The sequence below is a fragment of the Brachybacterium zhongshanense genome (assembly GCF_055385755.1).
Genome location: NZ_AP043790.1, coordinates 1,346,128 through 1,368,816, shown reverse-complemented (window position 1 = coordinate 1,368,816; position 22,689 = coordinate 1,346,128). Strand labels below are relative to the sequence as shown.

Below are 22,689 nucleotides of genomic sequence, written 5' to 3'. Positions count from 1 at the left end.
GCGGGCACGACAGCACGGATCGCCCCGCCGCAGCCCCAGCCCAGATCTGCGGCGGGGCGAGCGACGGGTCAGCCGCGCGCGAGCTCTCGCGCGATCCGGCCCGGCCATGACGGGCCCTCATAGATCATGGCCGTGAATCCCTGGACCAGATCCGCACCGGCGGCGATGCGCTCACGCACGTCCTCGGCCGTGGTCACACCGCCGCAGCTGATGATCACCGAGCCCGCGGGCAGCTCGGCGCGCAGCAGCCTCAGCACCTCGAGGGAGCGGTCGGCGAGGACCGGGCCCGAGAGCCCTCCGGCACCGATCTGCTCGATGCGAGAACGGTCCGTGCGCAGTGACGACGGCCGCGCGATCGTGGTGTTCGTCGCGATCACTCCCGCCAGCCCGACCTCCGCAGCCAGGTGCGCGATCTCGACCACGTCCTCGTCATGGAGGTCGGGGGCGATCTTGACGAGCACCGGGACGTCCCGACGCAGACGACGCTCGGCGGATGCCGCCTCCTCCATCACCGCCTCGAGCACGGGTCGCAGCGACTCCGTGGACTGCAGGTCGCGGAGTCCGGGGGTGTTGGGGCTCGAGACGTTGATCGCGAGGTAGCTCGCATAGGGAGCGAGCAGCTGCGCGGAGAAGCGGTAGTCGTCGGCGGCATCCTCGAGGGCGGTCGCCTTCGTCTTGCCGATGTTGACACCGATCACGGCCCGCTGTCCGCGCTCAGTGCGGCGGGCGGCCGCGAGCGACTTCGCGAGGGCCGCGGCACCATGGTTGTTGAAGCCCATGCGGTTGATGAGAGCCCGGTCCTCGACCAGACGGAAGCTGCGCGGCTTGGGATTGCCCGGCTGCGGCCGTGCGGTGACGGTGCCGACCTCGACATGCCCGAAGCCGAGGTCGAGGAGGGCCAGCGGCACCTCTCCGTCCTTGTCGAAGCCTGCTGCGAGCCCCAGCGGGCTGCGGTGCTGATGCCCGAGAGCGGAGAACGTCGCCGGACCGGAGCCCATGGGGTGCGGGACGCCGAACATGGTGCGCAGGAGAGCAGGCCCGCCGGGCAGGCGGTGGGCGGCACCGAGGGCGCGCACCGTCAGACGATGCGCGACCTCCGGGTCCGTACGCCGCAGGACGTGGTGGAACAGTGCCGCGTACAGCCGGCTCGAGGGGGTGTCGTTCGTGCTCACGCGCCTACCGTACGCGGTCGCAGCGGCGTTCCGCCGGGACCGGCGTCCATGTGGTCGGGAGCTCGGACCGGGCGTGAGGGGCGGCCGAGCCTCCCCTCACGGGAGCGGACGAGCATCAGACGACGGAGCGGCGGCGGCCCAGCAGGATGTAGGTGAGGGCGATCACGGGCAGGGCGAGCGGGACGTAGCCGTAGCCGCTGCCGAACTGCGACCAGACCGTCGCCTCGGGGAACAGCTGCGGATCGACGATCGTCAGCGTCCCCACGACGAGCACTCCCGCCAGCTCCACGATCACGAGCACGAGGGCGGCGACGGAGTCACGGCCCCGACGTGCGAGGACGACCGTGACGGCGATGTAGGTGATCGCGGAGACCAGCGAGAGCAGATACGCCACCGGCGCCCTGTCGAAGTCCCGCAGGATCTGCACCGCGCTGCGCGCCGTGGACGCGAGGGCGAAGAGGCCGTAGACCATGAGCAGGACGGCGGTGAACCCCCGTGAGGCTCTCCCCCCGCCTCTGCGCCTGCTCTCATCGGTCATGGTGTCCGTCACGGCGGAGTCCTCCTCGTGGTGGTGATGATGGGGTCCGTCGATCATGCGAACCCGCCGGGCCAGATCTCATGGATGCGCATCTGCAGCACCAGCGAGGTGAGCGTCGCCACGGCGATGGTCAGGCTCCCCCATCGTGTGCGCTCCCACAGGGACACCCAGCCGGCGGCGACAGGCATCAGGAGCGCGGTGAGCAGATAGCCGTACAGCGTGACGGGATCGTCGACGACTCCCCCGCCGAGGTCCTTCGCCATCAGGACGAGGCCCTGCACCAGCCAGACCAGGACGACCAGCGCGCAGGCGCCCAGCAGCACCAGATCCGCGCTGTAGTCCCTGAGCGTGTAGTAGATCGCCAGTGCGGCGGCGAGGGAGCTCACCGCGTAGACCAGGATGCTCAGCACCAGCATCGTAGGATCCGACCTCCGGAGCCGTCGGTCCCGGGTTCTCGCCGGCCCCGACGGCAGGGGCGAGCGCGGCCGTCGGATGTCCTCCCGGCCGGTGCCTACGATAGAACCATGCCCCTGATCACCGTTTCCGATGCACCCGTGAGCGATGTCTCGACCGACGTCCTCATCCTTCCTCTCCTGTCCGGCGCCGACGACGCCCCCGCGGCCGTGCCCGGACAGGCTGACCTCAGCGCCTCGCTCGCCGGTCTCGACCTGTCGGCCGGCCGCGGCGAGCTCCTGCGACTTCCCTCCGGGGACCTGACCTCCGCGGGCTCCGTGGCCCTGGTCGGCCTCGGCGGGACGGAGCTCTCCGAGATCTCCGACGAGGACCTGCGCCTGGCGTTCGGCGCCGCGACCCGCTCGCTGAAGGTCCGCTCGGCCGCCGTGGCCCTTCCCGGCGGCACCCCCGAGCAGCTCGCCGCCGCGGTAGAGGGCGCGGCCCTCGGCGCCTACGCCTACTCCGGGCTGAAGTCCGAGCCGGACGTCGTCGTCGAGACGCTCACCGTCCTGACCGATGCCGATGTCTCCGCCGCCGTCGAGCGCGCGGGGATCCTCGCCGACGTCGTGAACCTCACCCGCGACCTCGTCAACACCCCGCCGAACCTGCTGTACCCGGCTGAGTTCGCGCGCCGAGCCGAGGAGGCCGCCGAGGGGCTCCCGGTGACCGTCACCGTGCTCGACGAGAAGGACCTCGCCGACGGCGGGTACGGCGGGATCGTCGGCGTCGGCCAGGGCTCCTCCCGGCCGCCGCGCCTGGTCCGCGTCGAGTACGCACCCGAGGGTGCGACCGCTTCCGTGGCTCTCGTCGGCAAGGGCATCACCTTCGACACCGGCGGCATCTCCCTCAAGCCCGGTGCGGGCATGGACGAGATGACCTCCGACATGACAGGTGCGGCCACCGTCCTCTCGGCGACCCTCGGAGCTGCGCGACTCGGCCTCGAGCTCCGCGTGACCGCCTACCTCGCGATCGCCGAGAACATGCCCGGCGGCGGGGCCCAGCGCCCCGGCGATGTGGTGACCATGCGCGACGGGAAGACCGTCGAGGTGCTCAACACCGACGCGGAGGGGCGCATGGTCATGGCCGATGCTCTCGTCGATGCGGTCGCCGGGGAGCCGGACCTGGTGCTCGACGTAGCGACCCTCACCGGCGCCGCGATGGTGGCGCTGGGCAAGCGAACCGCCGCCGTCCTGGGCACAGAGTCGGCGCGCGAGATCGTCCTGGAGGCCGCCGAGCAGGCTGGGGAGCCCTTCTGGCCGCTCCCCTTCCCCGCCGAGCTGCGGGCGGACATCACCGGTCGTGTGGCCGACCTCCGCAACATCGGCTCCGGCCGCTGGGGCGGAGCCCTCACCGCGGGGATCTTCCTGCGCGAGTTCGTCGGCGACGCCGAGTGGGCGCACCTGGACATCGCGGGCCCTGCCTTCACGGACTCCCCCCTCGGATACATGGGCAGGGGGGCGACCGGGATGAGCGTGCGCACCGTCCTCCAGGTGCTGGAGAACCGAGCGGGCTGACGTCTCCGGTCGTGCAGACACCTGCGCAGGAGGTCGCAGAGAGGACCTCCTGGGATGGCGTGCGGAGGGCGGTGCGCCCCGGGGATCCCGGGCCGCACCGCCCTCCGGCGTGATGTGCGCGGCGTCCGGGAGGCGTCTTCCGGGGTCTGGACGACGTCGGGGCCCGTGCGTGGCCTAGCATGGGGCGCGCAGGTGGTGCCCGCGGCTCCGGTCGCGCGCGCTGCACGACCAATCGCACTCACCGAGGAGCACACAGGTGGCGGATACAACCACTGACCAGTACGACGTCGTGATCCTGGGCGGTGGCAGCGGCGGCTACGCGGCCGCGCTGCGCGGAGCCCAGCTCGGACAGAAGATCGCCCTCGTCGAGAAGGACAAGCTCGGTGGCACCTGCCTGCACCGCGGCTGCGTCCCCACCAAGGCCCTGCTCCACGTGGGTGAGGTCGCCGACGCGCCCTCCGAGGGCTCCGAGCTCGGCCTGGACATCTCGCTGAACTCCGTGGACGCCACCAAGGTGCTCGCGTTCAAGGACAAGATCATCTCGCGCCTCCACAAGGGCGTCCAGGGACTGGTCAAGTCCCGCAAGGTGGAGTACGTCGAGGGCTTCGGCCGTCTCACCGGCCCGAACACCATCAGCGTGGAGACATCAGATGGCGTCCGCGAGCTCCAGGGCCGGAGCATCATCCTCGCGACCGGCTCCTTCTCCAAGACGCTCCCCGGGCTCGAGCTCGGGGACCGCATCATCGACTCCGAGGCCGCTCTGCAGCTTCCCGAGCTCCCGAAGAACCCGATCATCCTCGGCGGCGGAGTCATCGGCGTCGAGTTCGCCTCGGTGTGGAAGTCCCTGGGTGCGGAGTCCGTGACGATCGTCGAGGGCCTGCCGCACCTCGCTGCCAACGAGGACGAGGCCCTGTCCAAGGCCCTCGAGCGCGCATACCGGAAGCGCGGCATCGCCTTCTCCCTCGGGACCTTCTTCGAGAAGGCCGTCCAGAGCGACTCCGGCGTGACCGTCACCCTCGCCGACGGCACGGTCTACGAGGGTGACTACCTGCTGGTCGCCGTCGGCCGAGGACCGGTGACCCAGGGTCTCGGCTTCGAGGAGCAGGGCATCGAGATGGACCGCGGCTTCGTGCTCGCGGACAAGGAGACCCTCGAGACGAACGTGCCCGGCGTGTACGCCGTCGGCGACATCGTCCCCGGCCTCCAGCTCGCCCACCGTGGCTTCCAGCAGGGCATCTTCGTCGCTGAGCGGATCGCGGGGCAGAAGCCCGCACCGATCATCGAGTCCGGGATCCCGCGCATCACCTACTGCGATCCGCAGCTCGGCTCCGTCGGCCTGACCGAGAAGCAGGCCAAGGAGCAGTTCGGCGATGACGGTGTGGAGGCCTACGAGTACAACCTCGGTGGCAATGCCAAGTCCCAGATCCTGGGCACCACCGGCTTCATCAAGATGGTGCGAGAGAAGAACGGTCCGATCGTCGGGGTGCACATGATCGGTGCGCGCGTCTCCGAGCTCATGGGCGAAGCGCAGCTCATCGTCAACTGGGAGGCGTACCCGGAGGATGTCGCCTCGCTGATCCACGGCCACCCCTCGCAGCATGAGGCCATGGGCGAGGCGGCTCTCGCTCTCGCCGGCAAGCCGCTGCACGCCCACGCCTGATCCAGGAGGAGAGAACCCCATGTCCGAAACCGTGAAGATGCCCGCTCTGGGTGAGTCCGTCACCGAGGGCACCGTCACCCGGTGGCTGAAGTCCGTGGGCGACACCGTCGAGGTCGACGAGCCGCTGCTCGAGGTCTCGACCGACAAGGTCGACACCGAGATCCCCTCCCCCGTGGCCGGCACGATCGAGAGGATCCTGGTCGAGGAGGACGAGGACGCCGAGGTCGGCGCCGATCTCGTGATCATCGGCGACGGGTCCGGCTCCGACGGCTCCGACTCCGATGACTCCGGTGCAGAGCCCGCCGAGGAGGAGGCCCCCGCGCCCGAGCCCGCTCAGGAGGAGTCCTCCGCTTCCTCCGATGAGGCTCCCGCTGCTGAGGCAGCATCTGCCTCGGGCGCCGCCTCCGGCGAGGAGATCACCATGCCCGCGCTGGGTGAGTCCGTCACCGAGGGCACCATCACGCGATGGCTGAAGGCCGTGGGCGACACCGTCGAGGTCGACGAGCCGCTGCTCGAGGTCTCGACCGACAAGGTCGACACCGAGATCCCCTCGCCCGCCGCCGGAACCCTCCTGGAGATCCGCGTCCAGGAGGACGAGGATGCCGAGGTCGGTTCGGTCCTCGCCGTCATCGGCTCCGGCGATGCGGCTCCCTCCTCAGCCGAGGCGCCGTCGGCACCGGCTCCGTCTGCCGCCCCGAAGGAGGAGGCGCCCAAGGCTGAGGCTCCGAAGGCTGAAGCTCCGAAGGAGGAGGCTCCGAAGGCGGAGGCCGCCGCGCCGTCAGCATCGGCCTCCGCTGCCGCACCGGCACCGAAGGCGGACGACTCCGTCTCCGGCGCCGAGTCCTCCGGCTATGTGACACCGCTCGTCCGCAAGCTCGCTGCAGAGTCCGGCGTGGATCTGTCCTCCGTCAAGGGAACCGGCCTGGGCGGCCGCATCCGCAAGCAGGACGTCCAGCAGGTCATCGACGCGCAGAAGGCCGCTGCCGAGGCTCCGGCCCCTGCCGCTGCAGCATCTGCTCCTGCGCCGTCCGCGTCGAAGGCACCTGCTGCTGTCGAGGTCTCGCCTCTGCGCGGTACCGAGGAGAAGATGACCCGGATCCGCAAGGTCACGGCTCAGCGCATGATGGAGTCCCTGCACTCGCAGGCTCAGCTCACCACCGCCGTCGAGGTCGACATGACGCGCGTTGCGAAGCTGCGCGGGAGGGCGAAGGACGCCTTCGCCCAGCGGGAGGGTGCGAAGCTGACCTTCCTCCCGTTCATCATGCAGGCCGCCGTGGAGGGTCTGAAGACCTACCCGAAGATCAACGCGTCCATCGACGGCGACATCATCAAGTACGCGGCCAGCGAGAACATCGGCATGGCCGCGGACACCGAGCGCGGGCTCGTCGTCCCCGTGATCAAGAACGCCGGCGATCTGAACCTGGCGGGCCTGGCACGTCAGATCGGTGACCTGGGGAGCCGCGCCAAGGGCAACAAGCTCACCCCGGACGATCTGCAGGGGGCGACGTTCACCATCACGAACACGGGCTCCGGCGGGGCTCTCTGGGACACCCCCATCGTCCCGAGCCCGCAGGTCGGCATCCTCGGCTGCGGCACCATCGTCAAGCGCCCGGCGGTCATCCAGAACGCCGAGGGCGACGATGTCATCGCCATCCGCTCGATGATGTACCTTTTCCTCTCCTACGATCACCGTCTCGTCGACGGCGGTGACGCCGCCCGCTTCCTCACCTTCATGAAGAAGCGGCTCGAGGAGGGTGCGTTCGAGGCAGAGCTCGGTCTGTGACCGCGTGAGCTCATGACCCTCTGAACGTCCCGCCGATCAGCATCGCGGAGCCCGGCACCGTCTCGGTGCCGGGCTCCTGCTGTGCTCCACCGCATCGGGCCGGACGCTCCGATGCTCGGCTGCGGCTCTCAGCCGTCGTCGGGGTCGGCGGGATCCGTCCGCACGATGGCCCAGTCGGTGCCGGTCCAGGCAAGCTGGATGTCGATGCCGACGGGACCGGTCGCCTCGACATGCTGGACGTCACCGTCCTGGAGGACCACCTCATGCGCGGGCGTCGAGGTGACCACATGAAGGAGGAGAGCGCCATCCTCCGGACCCTCGACCACCTCCGCCTCGTGCACGACGGGCATCCCTCCGATCACCTCGAGGTCGGCGTAGGCGTCGCGGATGGCGTCGTCCTCGTCCCGGCTGGCCGATCCCTCATCGCTGACAGGCTCGTCGGATGTGCCGGTGATGTAGTCGTAACGGGCTGCGACCAGCTGGGTCGCGAGTGCCACGGGGTCCTCCACCCGATCAGGAGCGGCCGCGACGGCACTCTCCTCAGCGCGCTGCTCAGCGGCATCATCCACGGCTCCGGTCCGGGACTCGTCAGGGCGTGAGGAGCCCGTCGCCGCCGGGGCCTCCGCCTCAGCCCCCGTCGAGCTCGTCGCATACCAGGTGCCGAGGCCGAAGGTTCCGCCGGTGAAGAGGACCGCTGTCGCCCACAGCCCGAACAGCCTGGCTCGGCGACGACGCTTGGAGCGGCCGAGCCCTTCCCGTGCGCCGAGCCGGTCCAGAGCAGCTGCCCGCTTGAGCATCTCGTCCCCCTCTCCTGCGATCGAGCGGAACGTCGGCGTGCGTGCCGTCGGAGAGGACTGGATCCGGGACGCGGCAGGGCGCGCGGAGCTCGTCGACGTCCCCTGCGCCCGCGTATCGGCTCGGGGCAGCGCCGCTGGTGCGGGGCCAGGCATCCGCGCGACGATCGCCGAGGCGGCTGGCTCCGGCGCGGTGCCGGGCACCGTGTGCTTCTCCGTCGAGGTCTGTGCGGACGGCGAAGCCGTCGCAGGATTCGTCGCATCCTCCGCCTCGGGCGGCGACAGCCATGGGTCCAGGCGCGCGGCCGCATCCGGATGCGGCGAGATCATCGCCGGCGGGTCCTCCGTCATCACGATGGGCATGGCGGAGGCCGTCGGCGGAGCGCCGACGACGGGTCGCTCCTCGGCGGCGACAGCGTCGGATCCCGCGGGCGGCCCGGACGACGCGGCCGATGGAGGGGCTGCGGGAGCGATCATCCGCCGTCGCAGCGTGCGGTCCGAGTCATGCAGGACGGAGTCCGTCCATCGATGATCGGCGTGCGCCTCTATGGCGGACGTCGACGGCGTCAGTCCCGAGAGGTCGATGACGACGACTCCGCCGTCGCGCCGCACCCCGAGACCCGAGCCGTTGGGTGCACCGAGCACCCAGCCCCTCTCGTGGAGCGAGTCCAGGAACTCCTCGATCTGCTGCCGGAACCCGGCCAGCGCCTTGCGCTCCAGCGTCCCCGGCGAAGCACCCAGGGCCCGTCGACGTCCGCCCGAGGCCCCCATACCGAGCGCTTCGAAGGGCGGCGCGGACTCCCGGTCGTAGCCGTCCTGCTCCACGGAGAGCACCGTGGGTGCGGCGAGCACACCATCGATCTCCAGCGCCGCGAGGAGCTGCATCTCCTCACGGATCTCCTCCAGCCCCTGGTCCGAGAGCGCGCGCACGCGGAGGATGCGCTCGGCGCCGCTGATGACCTCGCGCTCCTCGCGGCGGGCATCATGCCGCACGATGCGCTCCCGGGTCGCCCCCGAGCGCCGCCCTCGGAGCGGGGTGCCGCGAAGCGGCATGCTCAGCTCGAAGCCTTCCCGGTCCATCCCGTCCATGGAGGCAGTGAACACCACTGCGGCGCACTGCGCCATCAGTATCCACAACGTGAGGACCAGCGGTCCTGACCGCGAGGTCGGCGTACTGTGGAGGAGTGCTCGACGTGATTCGCCTCGGCTTCAGCGACCCCCTCCCCGGCGGTGACCGCCACGAGGAGTTCGACCTCCCTCCGGGCCCTGTGGAGTACCACGCGGCCTGGGACATCCAGCGACGCATACATGCGGAGGTCGTCGCCGGCGAGCGACCCGACACCCTTCTGCTCCTCGAGCATCGTCCTGTGTACACCGCCGGGAGGCTCACCGAGGATCACGAGCGCCCGCGCGACGGCGCCCCGGTCGTGGACATCGATCGGGGAGGGAAGATCACCTGGCACGGACCGCAGCAGCTGGTGGGCTACCCGATCGTGAGGCTGCCGGCCCCCATCGACGTGGTCGGCTTCGTGCGAGCGCTGGAGCGCTCGATCATCGAGGTGTGCACCGGGCTCGGCGTCGCGACGGTCCCCGTCGAGGGGCGCAGCGGGGTCTGGGTCGTCCCAGGCGTCGGGGAGGCCGGCCAGGAGCGCAAGGTCTGCGCCATCGGCCTGCGTGTGTCGAAGCGCACGACGATGCACGGCTTCGCGCTCAACTGCGCGAACGATCTCTCCTGGGCGGACAACGTGATCCCGTGCGGCATCGACGACGCCGGTGTCACCAGCCTCAGCCGCGAGCTCGGGCGCCGGGTCCCCGTCGCAGAGGTGCTCGCACCGGTCGAGGAGGCGCTCGACGCGCTCGTGGCGCAGCGCACCTCCGAGCGCGTGCTCTGAGGTCCCGCGCCTGAGGCCTGGCTGGATAGACTGCCCGGACAGTCGATTGCTAGGAGGCATGAGCGTGACGATCGCTCCCGAAGGTCGGCGCATGCTGCGCGTGGAAGCACGCAATGCCGAGGTCCCGATCGAGCGCAAGCCCGATTGGATCAAGACCCGGGCGGTGATGGGCTCTGAATACTCCGCGATGAAGCAGCGGGTGCACGGCCGTGGCCTGCACACCGTCTGCGAGGAGGCGGGCTGTCCCAACATCTTCGAGTGCTGGGAGGATCGTGAGGCGACCTTCCTCATCGGCGGCGACCGCTGCACCCGTCGCTGCGACTTCTGTGACATCGCCACTGGCAAGCCGCTGCCCGTCGACCCTCTGGAGCCGTTCAAGGTCGCGCAGTCCGTCAAGGAGATGGGACTGCGCTACTCCACCATCACCGGCGTCGCTCGGGACGACCTGCCCGACGGTGCTGCGGGCCTGTTCGCGCGAACCTGCGAGCAGATCCACTCCATGAACCCGGGCACCGGGGTCGAGCTCCTCATCGACGACGTCAAGGGCGACGGCGAGGCTCTCCAGCAGGTGTTCGACGCTCGCCCTGAGGTCTTCGCGCACAACCTGGAGACTGTGCCGCGCATCTTCAAGCAGATCCGTCCGGCCTTCCGCTACGAGCGGTCGCTCGATGTCATCGCCCTCGCGAAGTCGCAGGGCATGATCACGAAGTCGAACCTCATCCTCGGCATGGGCGAGACGACGGACGAGATCCTCGACTCCCTCGAGCGTCTGAGGGCCTCCGGCTGCGACATCATCACGATCACCCAGTACCTGCGTCCGTCCAAGCTCCACCATCCCATCGACCGATGGGTCAAGCCCGAGGAGTTCGTCGAGCTCTCCCGCGCGGCCGAGGAGCTCGGCTTCCTGGCCGTCATGGCTGGGCCGATGGTCCGCTCGTCCTATCGCGCCGGCAAGCTCTGGGCGCAGGCGATGCGGAAGCTCGGACGCGAGATCCCCGAGAACCTGCGGCACCTCGACCAGGATCAGCCCGCGCGGCAGGAGGCGGCCGCTGTCGTCGCCCGCCGCGGAGCATCCCCGAGCCGCTGACCGCCATTCCCTGAGAGGAACCATCCACCCCATGGCCCGCAATCGCGACAAGAGCACCACGGAAGGTGCGGCGCCGAAGAAGACCGGTCGCATCCGGCAGATGATCGATGTCTTCAAGTACACCCAGGAGGTCGACCGCAGCACAGGGCCGCGGATGCTCGGTGCGATCGCCGCGTCGATCGTTGTGTGCATCCTGCTCAGCTGGCTGATCTTCTCCAGCCCCTGGTACGGCATCTTCATGGGCATCCTGGTCGGCATCCTCGTGGCGATGCTGATCCTCGCCCGCAAGGCCGAGCGTGCGGCGTTCAGCCGCATCAAGGGCCAGCCCGGGGCCCCGCTGGCGGCGATGCAGTCGATCCGTCGCGGCTGGAACGTCTCCGAGGAGCCCGTGCAGGTCGATCCCCGCAGCCAGAAGATGCTCTTCCGAGCCTCGGGCCGTGCCGGGATCGTCGTGGTCGCCGAGGACTCCTCCAGCATCTCGATGAAGCTGCTGGAGAAGGAGCGCCGATCGATCCGTCGCGTGCTTCAGCAGGAGAGCGTGCCGGTGCACCAGATCGTCGTCGGCGATGGTGACGGCGAGGTGCCCCTCCACAAGCTCCCCTCCCACATGATGCGGATGAAGAAGGTCCTGACGCAGGCGGAGGCCTCTCAGGTCACCAAGCGTCTTGCTGCTCTGCAGCGCTCGATCCGGCAGTCGGTGCCCAAGGGGATCGATCCGATGCGCGCGCGTCCCAACCGGCGCGCAATGCGGGGGCGCTGAGCTTCCGCCGATCGAGGCGCTCACCCCGAGCGCATCTTCCGGACCCCCGGGCGACGACGATCGCCCGGGGGTCCGCGCTTTCGGACGGATCGACCTGCCGCCCCGGAGCGTTATCATTCCGTTATCTGCGTTACCAAACCGTGATAAAAAATGGATTCGCAGGTCAGAGTGATGGTGGAGGGCTCATCTGGAGGGAGCTGAAGCACTGTTCCAGCTCCGAGGAGAGCCGATCCGGAGCGAGGGAGGACGCCGAGCCGGAGCGCAGGGCGGAGTGCTGATGCCTGGCGTCAGGTGAGCGCGCCGCGACGGTCCCCCGTCGCGTGCTGGGAGCGCGACGGGCCCGTCAGACGCGGACGACGGCCGTGCCCGCGGCGACGTCGTGCAGGGGCTGGCGGTCGCGGTTCCACACCACGGCGGGGATCACCAGGAGCATGAGCGCGGTGCGGATGACGGTGCGCAGCAGCATCGGTGCGCGACCCCGGACGGGCGTCACTCGCAGCCCCAGGGCGAGCTGTCCCGGTGTCGCCCCGAAAAGCGTCTGGAACAGCAGGTTCAGTGCCGCGAAGATCGACAGCGTGGCCACGGAGTCGTACGAGAAGAAGAACATCGAAGCCGCCACCGCGAGGCCCCAGTCGACGGCCAGGCCGACGAGTCTGCGGCCGAAGCCGGCCACCGAGCCGCTGCCTTCGGCGGGCAGCCCGAGATCAGCGCCCCGGATGTACTCCGGGTCGCCGGGGGTGCCCTCCAGCCACGAGCCCAGGTCCTTGCGATCGATCACGGCTGAAGCCTATCCGTCGGCCCCGAGAGCGATCCGGGACGCATGCCTCCCGGTGCTGGACCTCACCCGTGGAGGGCCCGCAGGGACGGCGCGAGCGGGCTTCACGGTCCGCTCGGCGCCGGGCATCGATCGGACGGGGGTCATCCGCGGGCCCCCTAAGCTTGTCCGCACCGGCACTCCGTGCCCGACTCCCGGACGATGCGGGAGGACCGATGGCCCCACGGGGTACGACAGCACGAGGCGCACCGCACGGTGCGGATGGAGGAGATGTGTTCAGCAATCCCAGCGAGGTCGTGAAGTACATCGAGGAGGAGGGCGTCGAGTTCATCGACATCCGCTTCTGCGATCTGCCCGGCGTCATGCAGCACTTCAACGTGCCTGCCAGCTCGTTCGACGAGGAGGCGATCGCGACCGGCCAGCTGTTCGACGGCTCGTCCATCCGTGGCTTCCAGGCGATCCACGAGTCCGACATGAAGCTCGTGGCGGACCTCGACACCGCCTACATCGACCCCTTCCGTGAGCGCAAGACGCTCATCATCAACTTCTCGATCGTGGATCCGTTCACGGACGAGCCCTACTCGCGCGATCCGCGCACCGTGGCCGCGAAGGCCCAGGAGTACCTGACCTCCACGGGCATCGCCGACACCGCGTTCTTCGCGGCGGAGGCGGAGTTCTACATCTTCGACGACGTCCGCTTCAAGACCGGCATCAACTCCGGCTTCTACGCGATCGATTCGGACGAGGCATCCTGGAACACGGATCGCGACGAGTCCGAGTTCGGCGGCAACCAGGGCTACAAGACCCGGGTCAAGGGCGGCTACTTCCCCGTCCCGCCGAATGACCAGATGGCGGACCTGCGCGACGAGATCTGCGCGATCCTCGGGGCCACCGGCCTCGAGGTCGAGCGTGCGCATCACGAGGTCGGCACCGCGGGCCAGCAGGAGATCAACTACCGCTTCAACACGCTCCTGCAGGCGGCCGACGACGTCATGAAGTTCAAGTACGTCGTCAAGAACACCGTGTGGGACGCCGGCAAGACCGCGACCTTCATGCCCAAGCCCCTGTTCGGCGACAACGGCTCGGGCATGCACACCCACCAGTCGCTGTGGAAGGACGGCGAGCCGCTGTTCTTCGACGAGCGCGGCTACGGCGGCCTCTCGGACATCGCCCGCTGGTACATCGGCGGCCTGATCGAGCATGCTCCCTCGCTCACGGCGTTCACCAACCCCACGGTGAACTCGTTCAAGCGTCTCGTGCCGGGCTTCGAGGCCCCGGTGAACATGGTCTACTCGGCTCGCAACCGCTCCGCGGCCATCCGCATCCCGGTGACCGGCTCCTCCCCCAAGGCGAAGCGCATCGAGTTCCGCGCCCCTGACCCGTCGGCGAACCCGTACCTGTCCTTCGCCGCTCAGCTCATGGCCGGCATCGACGGCATCCGCAACCGCATCGAGCCGCCGGAGCCGATCGACAAGGACCTCTACGAGCTCCCCCCGGAGGAGCATGCGCTCATCAAGCAGCTGCCCGACTCCCTCGGTGCAGCGCTCGACGCGCTCGAGGCGGACCACGACTACCTCACCGAGGGCGACGTGTTCCCCGAGGACCTGATCTCGACCTGGATCGAGCTCAAGCGCAGCACGGAGATCGATCCGTTCCGCTTCCGTCCTCACCCGCACGAGTTCGAGCTCTACTACGATATCTGAGCCGTTTATGCAGGTGAACAGCTAGTTCACTGCTCTGATGTCCGCAGAATGTCCGCACGATCCGCGAGAACGTCCCTGACGGCGGATCGTGCGGACTCTTCTGCGTCCGCCCACAGAGGCCGTGGGTATGTGCAAGGGGACGGCGACTCCCTGGTTCGTCCGCACCGGGGCATCCTCCTGTCGCACACGGCTCTGAACGACGCCGTGCTTCGCTGAGGTGTCAGCCGATCTGCGGAGCGATGCCCGTGCTGTCGCGGGTTACCAGCTCGACGCCGATCGTCTCCTGCGGCGGGCTCGCCTGCGGGTCCTCGATCATGCGGATGAGGCTCTCGCCCACCTTCACGCCGATCGTCGAGACGTGCTGATCGATCGTGGTCAGGTGAGGGACCGTCATCTGCGAGACGAAGGTGTCGTCGTAGCCGATCACGGAGACGTCCTCCGGCACCCGCAGTCCGGCCTGGTGCAGCGCGCTGATCGCGCCCGCGGCCATCGAGTCTCCCGAGCAGACGACGGCGGTGACCTCGCCTCCGCGATGCAGGATGCGCCGCATCGCGCGGTATCCTCCGGCATCGTCGTACTCCTCGACCTCCTCGAGCTCGGGGTCGTGCTCGATGCCGTGCTCCGCCATAGCGGTCCGATAGCCCTCGGTGCGATGGCGGCCCACCAGATAGGACTGGTCACCGGACAGGAAGGCGATCCGGCGGTGGCCGAGCGCGACCAGATGGTCGACTGCGAGGTGGGTGCCCTGGCGGTTGTCCGAGGTGACGTATCCGGTGCGGGGGCCCAGCACGGCGCTGTCGATCAGCACGAGCGGGATGTTCGTCTGCACGAGCTCGCGCAGCGAAGGGTCGTCGGGGTCGATGCCGAAGACGGCCACGCCGTCGACGCTGCGGCTGACGCAGTGCCGAGCGAAGGAGTAGTTCTCGTCGTCACGGTTCGGGGAGAGGATCAGCAGGTCGTACCCGGTGCTCTCGAGCGATCGGCGCAGCCCTTCGACCAGATGAGCGATGAAAGGTGTGGTCACGGAGTCCAGGAGGAACAGGCCCATCGTCCACGACCTTCGCTTGACGAGACTGCGTGCGACGACGTTCGGGCGGTAGTCGAGCTCCTGGATGGTGCGGTTGACCCGCTCCCGGGTCTCACGGCTGACGTCGGGATAGTCGTTCATGACCTTGGAGACGGTCGATACCGACACCCCGGCCCTCTCGGCCACCTGCCGCATCGAGATCATCGCAGTCCCCTCACCCGGTCAAGGATACGACGCGACACCGCCGATCCGCCCGCCTCGCTTCACGCGGCGACGAGATCACGTCGGCGCAGGCTCACGAGGCCGATTGTCGCCAGGACGAGTGCCATGGCGCTCATCACGGCCAGAGGCAGGACCTCGATCTCGGCTCCGGGACTCGCCGGCACGTGGTCGAACGGAGACAGCGCCCGCAGACCCTCAGGCAGACCGAGCAGGTCGCCCAGGAACAGGACGACCGCGCTCCAGATCAGCAGCACCCAGGCCATGGAAGTCCAGCGCGGCAGCACGCCATACAGGGCGAGACCGAGAGCGCCGTAGACGGCGAGGCCGGGCAGCTGAGCTGCCGAGAGCTTGAGCAGGTCACCCACCCAGTGCGAGTCTCCCGTCGCGACCTGCACTCCCAGGCCGACGGCGAGGCCCAGCAGCAGCTGGATCCCGACAGTCGCCACCAGCACCACCGCGCTCCATCGCAGTGCGAGAGCGATGCGGGGACCGCCGCCCAGGAGAAGCCAGGCCAGCCGACCGGCGGTCTCCTCCGTGCGCATCCGCAGGATCCCCGCGATGAGGAGCCCGGCAGGTCCGAGAGCGACCATCGCCAGGGCGTACCCGGCGAAGGACGCGACTATGTCGTCCATGTCGAGGGGCACCCACTCGCCGATCCCCGGGATGCTCTCGACCATGTCCTCGATCGATGAGGCGAGCATCCCGAAGCCGACGCCGAACAGTGCCAGGCCTGCACCCCAGGAGACCATGACGGGCGCGAGCAGACGCGCTGCCACCCCCTGAGGGGACAGGAGCGCGGCACGGGCCCGGGAGCGTCCGGGTCGGGCCGGACGCAGGCCGGCGCCGAGATCGCGCCGACGTGCGAGGACGGCAGCCAGCACGAGCAGGACGGCGGTCGCACCCAGACCGACCAGGAGGGGCCAGGTCCGGAGATCCACGAAGACGCGGGTCTGCTGGGCCCAGGCGAATGGGGAGGTCCACGACAGCCAGCTCCCCTGCCGATCCATCACGTCACCGAAGCCGCGCAGCACGAAGGCGAGCGCCACGCCGCCGAGGGCTCCGCCCGAAGCTGCTCCCGCGTGCTCCGTGATCTGGGCCCAGACGGCCGCGACCGCTCCGAAGACCGCCCCTGTGATGCCGACGGCGAGGCCCAGAACGACGGCGTCGGCCGTGGGTGCCCCGACGACGAGCACACCGACGGTGGTGGCGAGCGCAAGACCGGCATCCGCGATCAGGACCACGATGACAGCAGCAAGCGGAGAGGCCAGACGGCCCATCGGCAGGGAGCGCAGCAGCTCGAGACGGCCGGACTCCTCCTCCGTGCGAGTGAGCCGAACGGCGAGCAGGACGCTCATGATGGCCGACGGGAGCAGCAGGTACAGGAGCAGCTCGTTGGCGACCATCGCCCAGAAGGTGTAGTGCTCCATGGCGAACGCAGGCCCGGTCATCATCACCGCCGCTGGATTGTCCAGCAGCATCGCACGGGCGTCGAGGGCGGTCTGATCCGGGTAGGCCTCTTCCATGGCGAGCACCGACGCGGGGATCAGGGCGAGGAAGCAGACCGCCCAGATCGTGATCTGCCGCCGTGTCAGCCGCAGTCCCAGACGGATGGCCGTCCCCACCCCTGCCAGGGCACCTTCCGATGCCGTGCTCATGGCCGATCCGCTCGGTGTGACCCTCGAGCTGTGGTTGAGGCTGAGGTTCGACGGGAAGGCAGGGACGAGTGCTGCTGGGCGGACATCCCTTCATCTGAACGTGAGGTTGAAGTTGAGGCCGAGAGCGAGGCTGAGCGCGAAGTCGAGGGACCGTCGGAGCCGTCTGAGCTGTCTGAGTCATCGGGGGCGTCGGGGGTGTCGGCGCGATGTCGTCCGCCTGCCGTGCTCGCTGCAGAGTCGCGGGCATCGCCGTAGTGGCGCAGGAAGAGCTCCTCGAGGGACGGCGGGGAGATGGAGATGCCGGTCGCTCCGAGACGCAGGAGGACCGGCAGGACATGGGAGACGGCGTCGTCGTCGATGTCGAAACGGATCCTCGCCCCGTCCGAGGACGGGTCGTGCACACCGGGAAGCGACGCCAGCTCCTCGAAGGCGCGCGCGGGCTCATCCGTGGCACTGTCGGCGCCCGCCTCGGACCGACCGGTGGCGCTCGGGTCACCGGTGGGCAGCAGCGCAGTCACGGCGGAGCGCGTCAGATGGCGCAGCTGAGCGAGGGTGCCGCTCTCGACGTCACGGCCGGCGCGGATGATCGTGACGGTGTCGCAGAGCTTCTCGACCTCGCCGAGGATGTGGCTGGACAGGAGGACCGTGCGCCCCCTCCGACGCAGATCCCTGACCTCCTCGGTGAAGACCTCCTCCATCAGCGGGTCCAGGCCGGAGGTCGGCTCGTCCATGAGATAGAGGTCCGCATCCCGCGCCAGCGCCGCCACGAGCGCGACCTTCTGCCGGTTGCCCTTCGAGTAGGTGCGGCAGCGCTTGGTCGGATCCAGGTCGAAGCGCTCCAGGAGACGATCGCGGCGACGTTGCAGCTCCTGCCTTCCGTCCGATCCGCCGTGCGACGCGCCCCGTGCTCCGCTCTCAGCGCGGGTGAGGACATCGATGGCTTCGCCGCCGGTGAGCCCGGGCCACAGAGTCGTGTCACCGGGCACGTACGCGAGGCGCCGATGGATGGCGACCGCGTCTCGCCACGGATCCATGCCGAGGACTCGGACATCACCGGAGGTGCGCCGCAGCATTCCCAGCAGGATCCTCAGCGTCGTCGACTTCCCGGCGCCGTTGGGCCCCAGGAACCCGGTGACCTGTCCCGTGGGGACATCGAGAGAGAATCCGTCCAGTGCCCTGACCGCTCCGAAGGTCTTGGTCAGGCTCCGCACCATCACGGCATCATCTGATGCTGGCATGTGCGCTCCCCCTTCGCGGGCCTGGAGCCGGGGTCGGCCGCCATCGGCTTGTGCACTCTGAGAGGCCCACACTAGGCCGACTGCCCACGGAAGTCCACGGTCGCGCCGTCGGACCGCCGGACCGTCGCTACGTCCGACAGCTGCGCCGTCCGACAGTCGCGCCGTCCGACAGCCAGCCCGACCGTCGGGATCCGGCGGTCGGGATATCGCGTCAGCCGATCCCGTCGAGCCCGCCCTTGGCCCGCAGCAGAGAGACGAGCAGGTCCTTGGGGCCGTCCGCGGACGCGAGGGCGCACTCGTCGGGCTCGAAGCCCCACGCCGCACGCAGCGAGCGGAAGACCTCGAACTCCGCATCGCCGGTCCGCAGCGGAACGACCGCATAGCCGCCCGCCTCCGGCAGATGGATGATGAACGCCCCGGTGAGCTCAGGCATCTCGCGGATCGTCCCGTCATCGTCGAGCAGCTGCTCGGCTCGGGTGACGGCGACGCCCTGCAGGGCGTAGTCGCCGCGGACCTTCTTGGAGGTCTTGATGTCGGCGCTGAGCAGCGTCCCGCCGATGCGCACGATCGCGTCGGTCGTGCCGGCATAGCCCACGGAATGGTTGACGACCGTCTGCTCGATCTCGACGAACTCCGGCTGATAGTCCTGCAGGAACGCGTCGTACCCGTCGAGCCGGACCGCGGCTCGGTCCAGGAGGACGTCCATGTCCCCCTCCTTCGCGAAGGCGCCCTGGGATGTGCGCATGTCGGCGGCGATCTGCCCGACGTCATCCCGCCCGGGTCGAGCTCCGTCGATCGCCCAGCGCTCGCAGGCGGCATGGACGAGCGTCCCGAAGTCCGAGGCGGCCCGCGTGTACTCCTCGGCCGCGGCGGCGATCCGCTTCTGGGTCCCCCAGCGGTCACGGGACACCCGGGAGATCTCCGCCAGCGCGCGGTCCGGGTTGCGGTCCAGCCAGGCGTACATCTCCAGTGCGCGCTTCGAGGCCATCGTCGCGTACCACCCCTGCAGGTGATCCTTGGCGCGCGCCCCGGCTACCGTCGTGATCGAGGGATACATCAGCGGCCCGTCGGGCTCCAGGCGGTACATGCGGCCGCGCGGGGTGTCCGCGCTCAATCGGGGGGTGGTCACGCGGACCAGGGTACGCGGTCCGGACCGGGGATGACCGCCCGCTGCGCGCGGCTGCGGACCGGATCCGGAGGCGCCGGCCACCCGCTCCGGGCAGGGCGGGGGCGGGCGGCGTGCCCGGCGCCGGTCATCAGCCGCCGTCTCCGAAGATGATCTCCTCGGCGACGTTGCGCGCCCGTCGGGTCAGCCGCAGGTACCTCTCCTCGAGCTCCGCCGCGGAGGCCTCCTCTCCGTCGATCAGCAGCGCGACGGCCCGAAGATCCGTGCGGTCCGTCGGCAGGACATCGGTCTCCCGGCCCTTCCACAGCAGTGTCGCGCGCCGGATGAGCCATGCCAGGCTCCAGGCGTCCGCGAGCTCCCGAGCCTGGTGGTCGGACAGCAGGTCGTGCTCCGCAGCGGCCTCGAGCACCCGCAGAGTGCCCGTGGTGCGCAGCGGGGCGACCTCATGACCATGGTCCAGCGCGATCAGCTGGGCGCACCACTCGACATCGGTCATGGCACCGCGGCCCAGTTTGAGGTGGCGAGAGGGATCGGCGCCGCGGGGCAGGCGCTCCGATTCGACGCGCGCCTTCATGCGCGCGATCTCGCGACGCTGCGTCGGGTCGAGACCGCCCTCGGGATAGCGGTGCCTGTCCATCTCGGCGATCAGCTCTGCGGCGACCGCCTCCGAGGCCACCACCGGACGCGCCCGCAGGAGCGCCTGCCGCTCCCACGTCAGGGCATCCCGCCGGTAGTAGTCCCGCCAGCCCTCGAGGCTGCGTGCGAGCAGACCGTTGCGCCCTTCGGGCCGGAGGTCCGCATTGACTCTCATGTCCGTTCCGGAGGCCGGTGCGTTCAGGAGCTTCTGCACCTCTGTGGCGACGGCCACGCCGATCGCGCCGGCCTCCTCCCCCGCTCCGCGGTCGATGACGAGGAACTGCACGTCGGCGTCGGAGGCGTAGCCCATCTCGGCGGCGCCGAAGCTCCCCATCGCGAGGATCGCCATCTCGATCCCGAGCGCCCTCGCCGGATCCGAGCGGTTCTCGCGCAGGCGGTGCGCGGTCTCGAGATCGACCACATCGCTGCCGTCGAGGGTGCCGGTCCCGGAGCTGATCACGCCGCGCTCGCGGGCGACAGCATGGTAGGCGACCAGCAGACCGGCCTCCAGCACGGCCTCGGCGATGTCGGTCAGGGCCCGGGCGCACTCGCGAGGGGTGATCATCCCGGTCAGCTGGGCCAGCGCCACTCGCAGCAGCTCCCGGCCGCGGGTGCGGCGCAGCACGTCCCGGGCCGTCCCCACGGTCTCCACGCGACGGATCACGGCGAGGAACTCCCGCCCCAGGACCTCACGGGTCAGCGGGCGCAGCTCCTCGTCGCGCGAGAGCCAGCGCACCGCCTCGGGGATCTGCTCGAGCTGCTCGCCCGCGAAGCGGCTGCCCGAGAGGACCGCTGTGAGGCGCTTGGCGGCGGTCCCGGAGTCCCGCAGCATCCCGAGATACCAGTGGGCGGAGCCGATCGTGTCCGAGAGGCGGCGGAACATCAGCAGCCCCAGATCGGGGTCGGTGCCGTCGGCGAACCACTGCAGCATCGCCGGGAGGAGCTGGCGCTGGATCGCGGCGCGGCGAGAGATCCCCTCGGTGAGGGCCCTGATGTGCCCGAGGGCCCTCGCCCCGTCGCGATAGCCGATCGCCGCGAGCCGCTCCGCGGCGGCCTCGGGGGTCAGACGGATCTCGTCGTCGCTCAGGGACGACGAGGTCACCAGGAGCGGGCGGTAGAAGATCTCCTCGTGCAGCTGGCGCACCCGCCGTCGGATCCGGTGGTAGGTCCTCTCGAACTCCTCCTCGCCCAGGCGCATCGTGCGCGCGAGCCGGCGCAGATCCGTCTCGGAGGTCGGCAGCACCTGGGTCCGCCGCAGACGGTGCAGCTGCATGCGATGCTCGACGCTGCGCAGGAAGCGGTAGGCCGCATCCATCTCGTCGACGTGCCGGCGGGAGATGTAGCCGCCCTCCCCCAGCCGCGCGAGCGCCTCCAGCGTGGTGCGGGCATGGAGACGGTCATCGACCCGTCCATGGACCATCTGCAGCAGCTGGACGGTGAACTCGACGTCGCGGAGTCCGCCCGGGCCGAGCTTGATGTTGCGATCGGCCTCGCCGCGCGGGATGTGGGCGATCACCCGGCGACGCATCGCCCGGGTGTCCTCGACGAAGCCCTCACGGGTGGACGCCTGCCACACCCACGGCTGGACCATCTCCTCGAAGCGTCGTCCGAGATCCCGGTCGCCCGCGGCGGGGCGGGCCTTGAGCAGGGCCTGGAACTCCCAGGAGAGCGCCCATTTCACGTAGTACCGGTGATAGGAGTCGATCGTGCGGACCAGGGGCCCGTCCTTCCCCTCCGGCCGCAGGTTCGCATCCACCTGCCACAGGGAGCCCTCCGCGGTGCGGTCCGAGCACACGCGCGCGAGCTCTCGCGCGAGCGCCGATCCGATCCTGACCAGCTCGGTCTCGTCGCAGGGGTCGGACTCGTCGGCCGGTCCGACGATGTGCATGACATCGACGTCAGAGATGTAGTTGAGCTCCCGAGCACCCGTCTTGCCCATGGCGATGACGGACCACCGCACTGCCCCGTGCCCGTCGACGGCGGCGCGGGCGATCGCCCCGGCCGCCTCGAGGGACGCGTCGGCGAGATCGCTGATCGCTGCGGAGACCTGGGGCTGCAGGGATGACGGATCGCTGGCGGCGACATCCGCTGCAGCGATCTGCAGGAGCCTCTCGTGATAGGCCGTGCGCAGAGCGTCGCGGCCTTCCCGACCGACCACGGCGGCCACGGCGACGTCGGCCGAAGGATCTGCGCCGACGGCCCGGAGCAGATCCGATCGGACCTGCTCGCCCGGTGTCGTCAGAGCGTCGTCCCCGGTGCGCAGGGCGGACAGGCGATCGGGATGGCGGGTCAGGAAGTCGCCGAGCGCGACCGAAGTCCCCAGCAGCCGCACGAGCCTCTGTCCGGGCGTGCCATCCGTGCCGACGCCGGCGAGGAACTCGTCGACGAGCCGTCCGTGCCCCGAGGCGTGGGCGGCCTCCGCCAGGCGCAGCAGTCCCAGCACGGCGTCGTCGCCGTCGGGCGTCGCCCCGATCGCGCGGGCGGCGCCCGGCCCGAGCGCCGACAGGACGGGCTCGGCCAGGAAGCGCTGGACGCGGTCGGTGCGGCTGAACCCCAGGCGGGCGAGCGAGCCGGTGGTGGTGGGCGGTTCGGTCATGCGGGAGGGCCTTCCTGGTTCCTTCGGGTTCCTGCGGCGCGGCTGATGCTGTGCCGGG

The 22,689-nt window shown here is 69.9% G+C and carries 17 protein-coding genes; 7 read left to right on the top strand and 10 right to left on the bottom strand.

The annotated features are described in order from the left end of the window. Positions 1 to 68: 68 nt before the first annotated feature. The 3 genes from ACZ5AJ_RS06235 to ACZ5AJ_RS06225 all read right to left on the bottom strand — a co-directional run bounded on the left by ACZ5AJ_RS06235 (position 69) and on the right by ACZ5AJ_RS06225 (position 2,126). The gene (locus ACZ5AJ_RS06235) at positions 69 to 1,172 is read right to left on the bottom strand and encodes a quinone-dependent dihydroorotate dehydrogenase (RefSeq protein ID WP_464138077.1); all 1,104 of its coding nucleotides are present in this window, start codon (positions 1,170 to 1,172) and stop codon (positions 69 to 71) included. Positions 1,173 to 1,287: 115 nt separating this feature from the next. Continuing rightward, positions 1,288 to 1,767 (bottom strand): hypothetical protein, encoded by a 480-nt coding sequence (locus tag ACZ5AJ_RS06230; RefSeq protein ID WP_464138074.1) that lies wholly within the window; start codon positions 1,765 to 1,767, stop codon positions 1,288 to 1,290. Further along, positions 1,764 to 2,126, bottom strand: coding sequence for a hypothetical protein (locus ACZ5AJ_RS06225; RefSeq protein ID WP_464138071.1), 363 nt, complete (start codon positions 2,124 to 2,126; stop codon positions 1,764 to 1,766). The genes ACZ5AJ_RS06230 and ACZ5AJ_RS06225 overlap by 4 nt, the downstream gene beginning before the upstream one ends. A gap of 108 nt (positions 2,127 to 2,234) precedes the next feature. On the opposite strand from ACZ5AJ_RS06225, the gene ACZ5AJ_RS06220 reads away from it, so the two are divergent. The 3 genes from ACZ5AJ_RS06220 (at position 2,235) to sucB (ending at position 7,120) form a co-directional block, all read left to right on the top strand. Further along, the gene (locus ACZ5AJ_RS06220) at positions 2,235 to 3,677 is read left to right on the top strand and encodes a leucyl aminopeptidase (protein WP_464138070.1); all 1,443 of its coding nucleotides are present in this window, start codon (positions 2,235 to 2,237) and stop codon (positions 3,675 to 3,677) included. A gap of 256 nt (positions 3,678 to 3,933) precedes the next feature. Next, positions 3,934 to 5,337 carry a dihydrolipoyl dehydrogenase gene (lpdA, locus tag ACZ5AJ_RS06215; protein WP_464138068.1) on the top strand — a complete coding sequence of 468 codons (1,404 nt, stop codon included), beginning with the start codon at positions 3,934 to 3,936 and terminating at the stop codon, positions 5,335 to 5,337. Positions 5,338 to 5,356: 19 nt separating this feature from the next. Then, complete coding sequence (sucB, locus tag ACZ5AJ_RS06210) at positions 5,357 to 7,120, top strand: 2-oxoglutarate dehydrogenase, E2 component, dihydrolipoamide succinyltransferase (RefSeq protein ID WP_464138067.1); 1,764 nt, start codon at positions 5,357 to 5,359, stop codon at positions 7,118 to 7,120. A 128-nt stretch (positions 7,121 to 7,248) separates the two neighbouring features. On the opposite strand, the gene ACZ5AJ_RS06205 is transcribed toward sucB, so the two are convergent. Then, the gene (locus tag ACZ5AJ_RS06205) at positions 7,249 to 9,003 is read right to left on the bottom strand and encodes a hypothetical protein (protein ID WP_464138066.1); all 1,755 of its coding nucleotides are present in this window, start codon (positions 9,001 to 9,003) and stop codon (positions 7,249 to 7,251) included. Positions 9,004 to 9,098: 95 nt separating this feature from the next. Here ACZ5AJ_RS06205 and lipB point away from each other — a divergent pair, with 95 nt between their 5' ends. The 3 genes from lipB to ACZ5AJ_RS06190 all read left to right on the top strand — a co-directional run bounded on the left by lipB (position 9,099) and on the right by ACZ5AJ_RS06190 (position 11,653). Beyond that, positions 9,099 to 9,806 (top strand): lipoyl(octanoyl) transferase LipB, encoded by a 708-nt coding sequence (lipB, locus tag ACZ5AJ_RS06200; protein WP_464138064.1) that lies wholly within the window; start codon positions 9,099 to 9,101, stop codon positions 9,804 to 9,806. Positions 9,807 to 9,870: 64 nt separating this feature from the next. After that, positions 9,871 to 10,893, top strand: coding sequence for a lipoyl synthase (lipA, locus tag ACZ5AJ_RS06195; RefSeq protein WP_464138704.1), 1,023 nt, complete (start codon positions 9,871 to 9,873; stop codon positions 10,891 to 10,893). Between the two features lie 31 nt (positions 10,894 to 10,924). After that, positions 10,925 to 11,653 (top strand): DUF4191 domain-containing protein, encoded by a 729-nt coding sequence (locus ACZ5AJ_RS06190; protein ID WP_464138062.1) that lies wholly within the window; start codon positions 10,925 to 10,927, stop codon positions 11,651 to 11,653. Between the two features lie 343 nt (positions 11,654 to 11,996). Here ACZ5AJ_RS06190 and ACZ5AJ_RS06185 read toward each other — a convergent pair whose 3' ends face one another. After that, positions 11,997 to 12,431, bottom strand: coding sequence for an RDD family protein (locus ACZ5AJ_RS06185; RefSeq protein ID WP_464138057.1), 435 nt, complete (start codon positions 12,429 to 12,431; stop codon positions 11,997 to 11,999). A gap of 269 nt (positions 12,432 to 12,700) precedes the next feature. Here ACZ5AJ_RS06185 and glnA point away from each other — a divergent pair, with 269 nt between their 5' ends. Next, positions 12,701 to 14,131: a type I glutamate--ammonia ligase gene (glnA, locus tag ACZ5AJ_RS06180; RefSeq protein WP_464138054.1), complete on the top strand. Its 1,431-nt coding sequence runs from the start codon at positions 12,701 to 12,703 to the stop codon at positions 14,129 to 14,131. A 220-nt stretch (positions 14,132 to 14,351) separates the two neighbouring features. On the opposite strand, the gene ACZ5AJ_RS06175 is transcribed toward glnA, so the two are convergent. From ACZ5AJ_RS06175 to ACZ5AJ_RS06155, 5 genes are all read right to left on the bottom strand, one after another. Then, positions 14,352 to 15,362 (bottom strand): LacI family DNA-binding transcriptional regulator, encoded by a 1,011-nt coding sequence (locus tag ACZ5AJ_RS06175; RefSeq protein WP_464138049.1) that lies wholly within the window; start codon positions 15,360 to 15,362, stop codon positions 14,352 to 14,354. Positions 15,363 to 15,421: 59 nt separating this feature from the next. Beyond that, positions 15,422 to 17,035 (bottom strand): ABC transporter permease, encoded by a 1,614-nt coding sequence (locus ACZ5AJ_RS06170; protein WP_464138044.1) that lies wholly within the window; start codon positions 17,033 to 17,035, stop codon positions 15,422 to 15,424. After that, complete coding sequence (locus ACZ5AJ_RS06165) at positions 17,032 to 18,273, bottom strand: ABC transporter ATP-binding protein (protein WP_464138042.1); 1,242 nt, start codon at positions 18,271 to 18,273, stop codon at positions 17,032 to 17,034. The genes ACZ5AJ_RS06170 and ACZ5AJ_RS06165 overlap by 4 nt, the downstream gene beginning before the upstream one ends. Before the next feature lie 211 nt (positions 18,274 to 18,484). Further along, the gene (locus ACZ5AJ_RS06160; protein WP_464138040.1) at positions 18,485 to 19,402 is read right to left on the bottom strand and encodes a hypothetical protein; all 918 of its coding nucleotides are present in this window, start codon (positions 19,400 to 19,402) and stop codon (positions 18,485 to 18,487) included. A gap of 127 nt (positions 19,403 to 19,529) precedes the next feature. Next, complete coding sequence (locus ACZ5AJ_RS06155; RefSeq protein WP_464138038.1) at positions 19,530 to 22,631, bottom strand: bifunctional [glutamine synthetase] adenylyltransferase/[glutamine synthetase]-adenylyl-L-tyrosine phosphorylase; 3,102 nt, start codon at positions 22,629 to 22,631, stop codon at positions 19,530 to 19,532. Positions 22,632 to 22,689 lie beyond the last annotated feature (58 nt).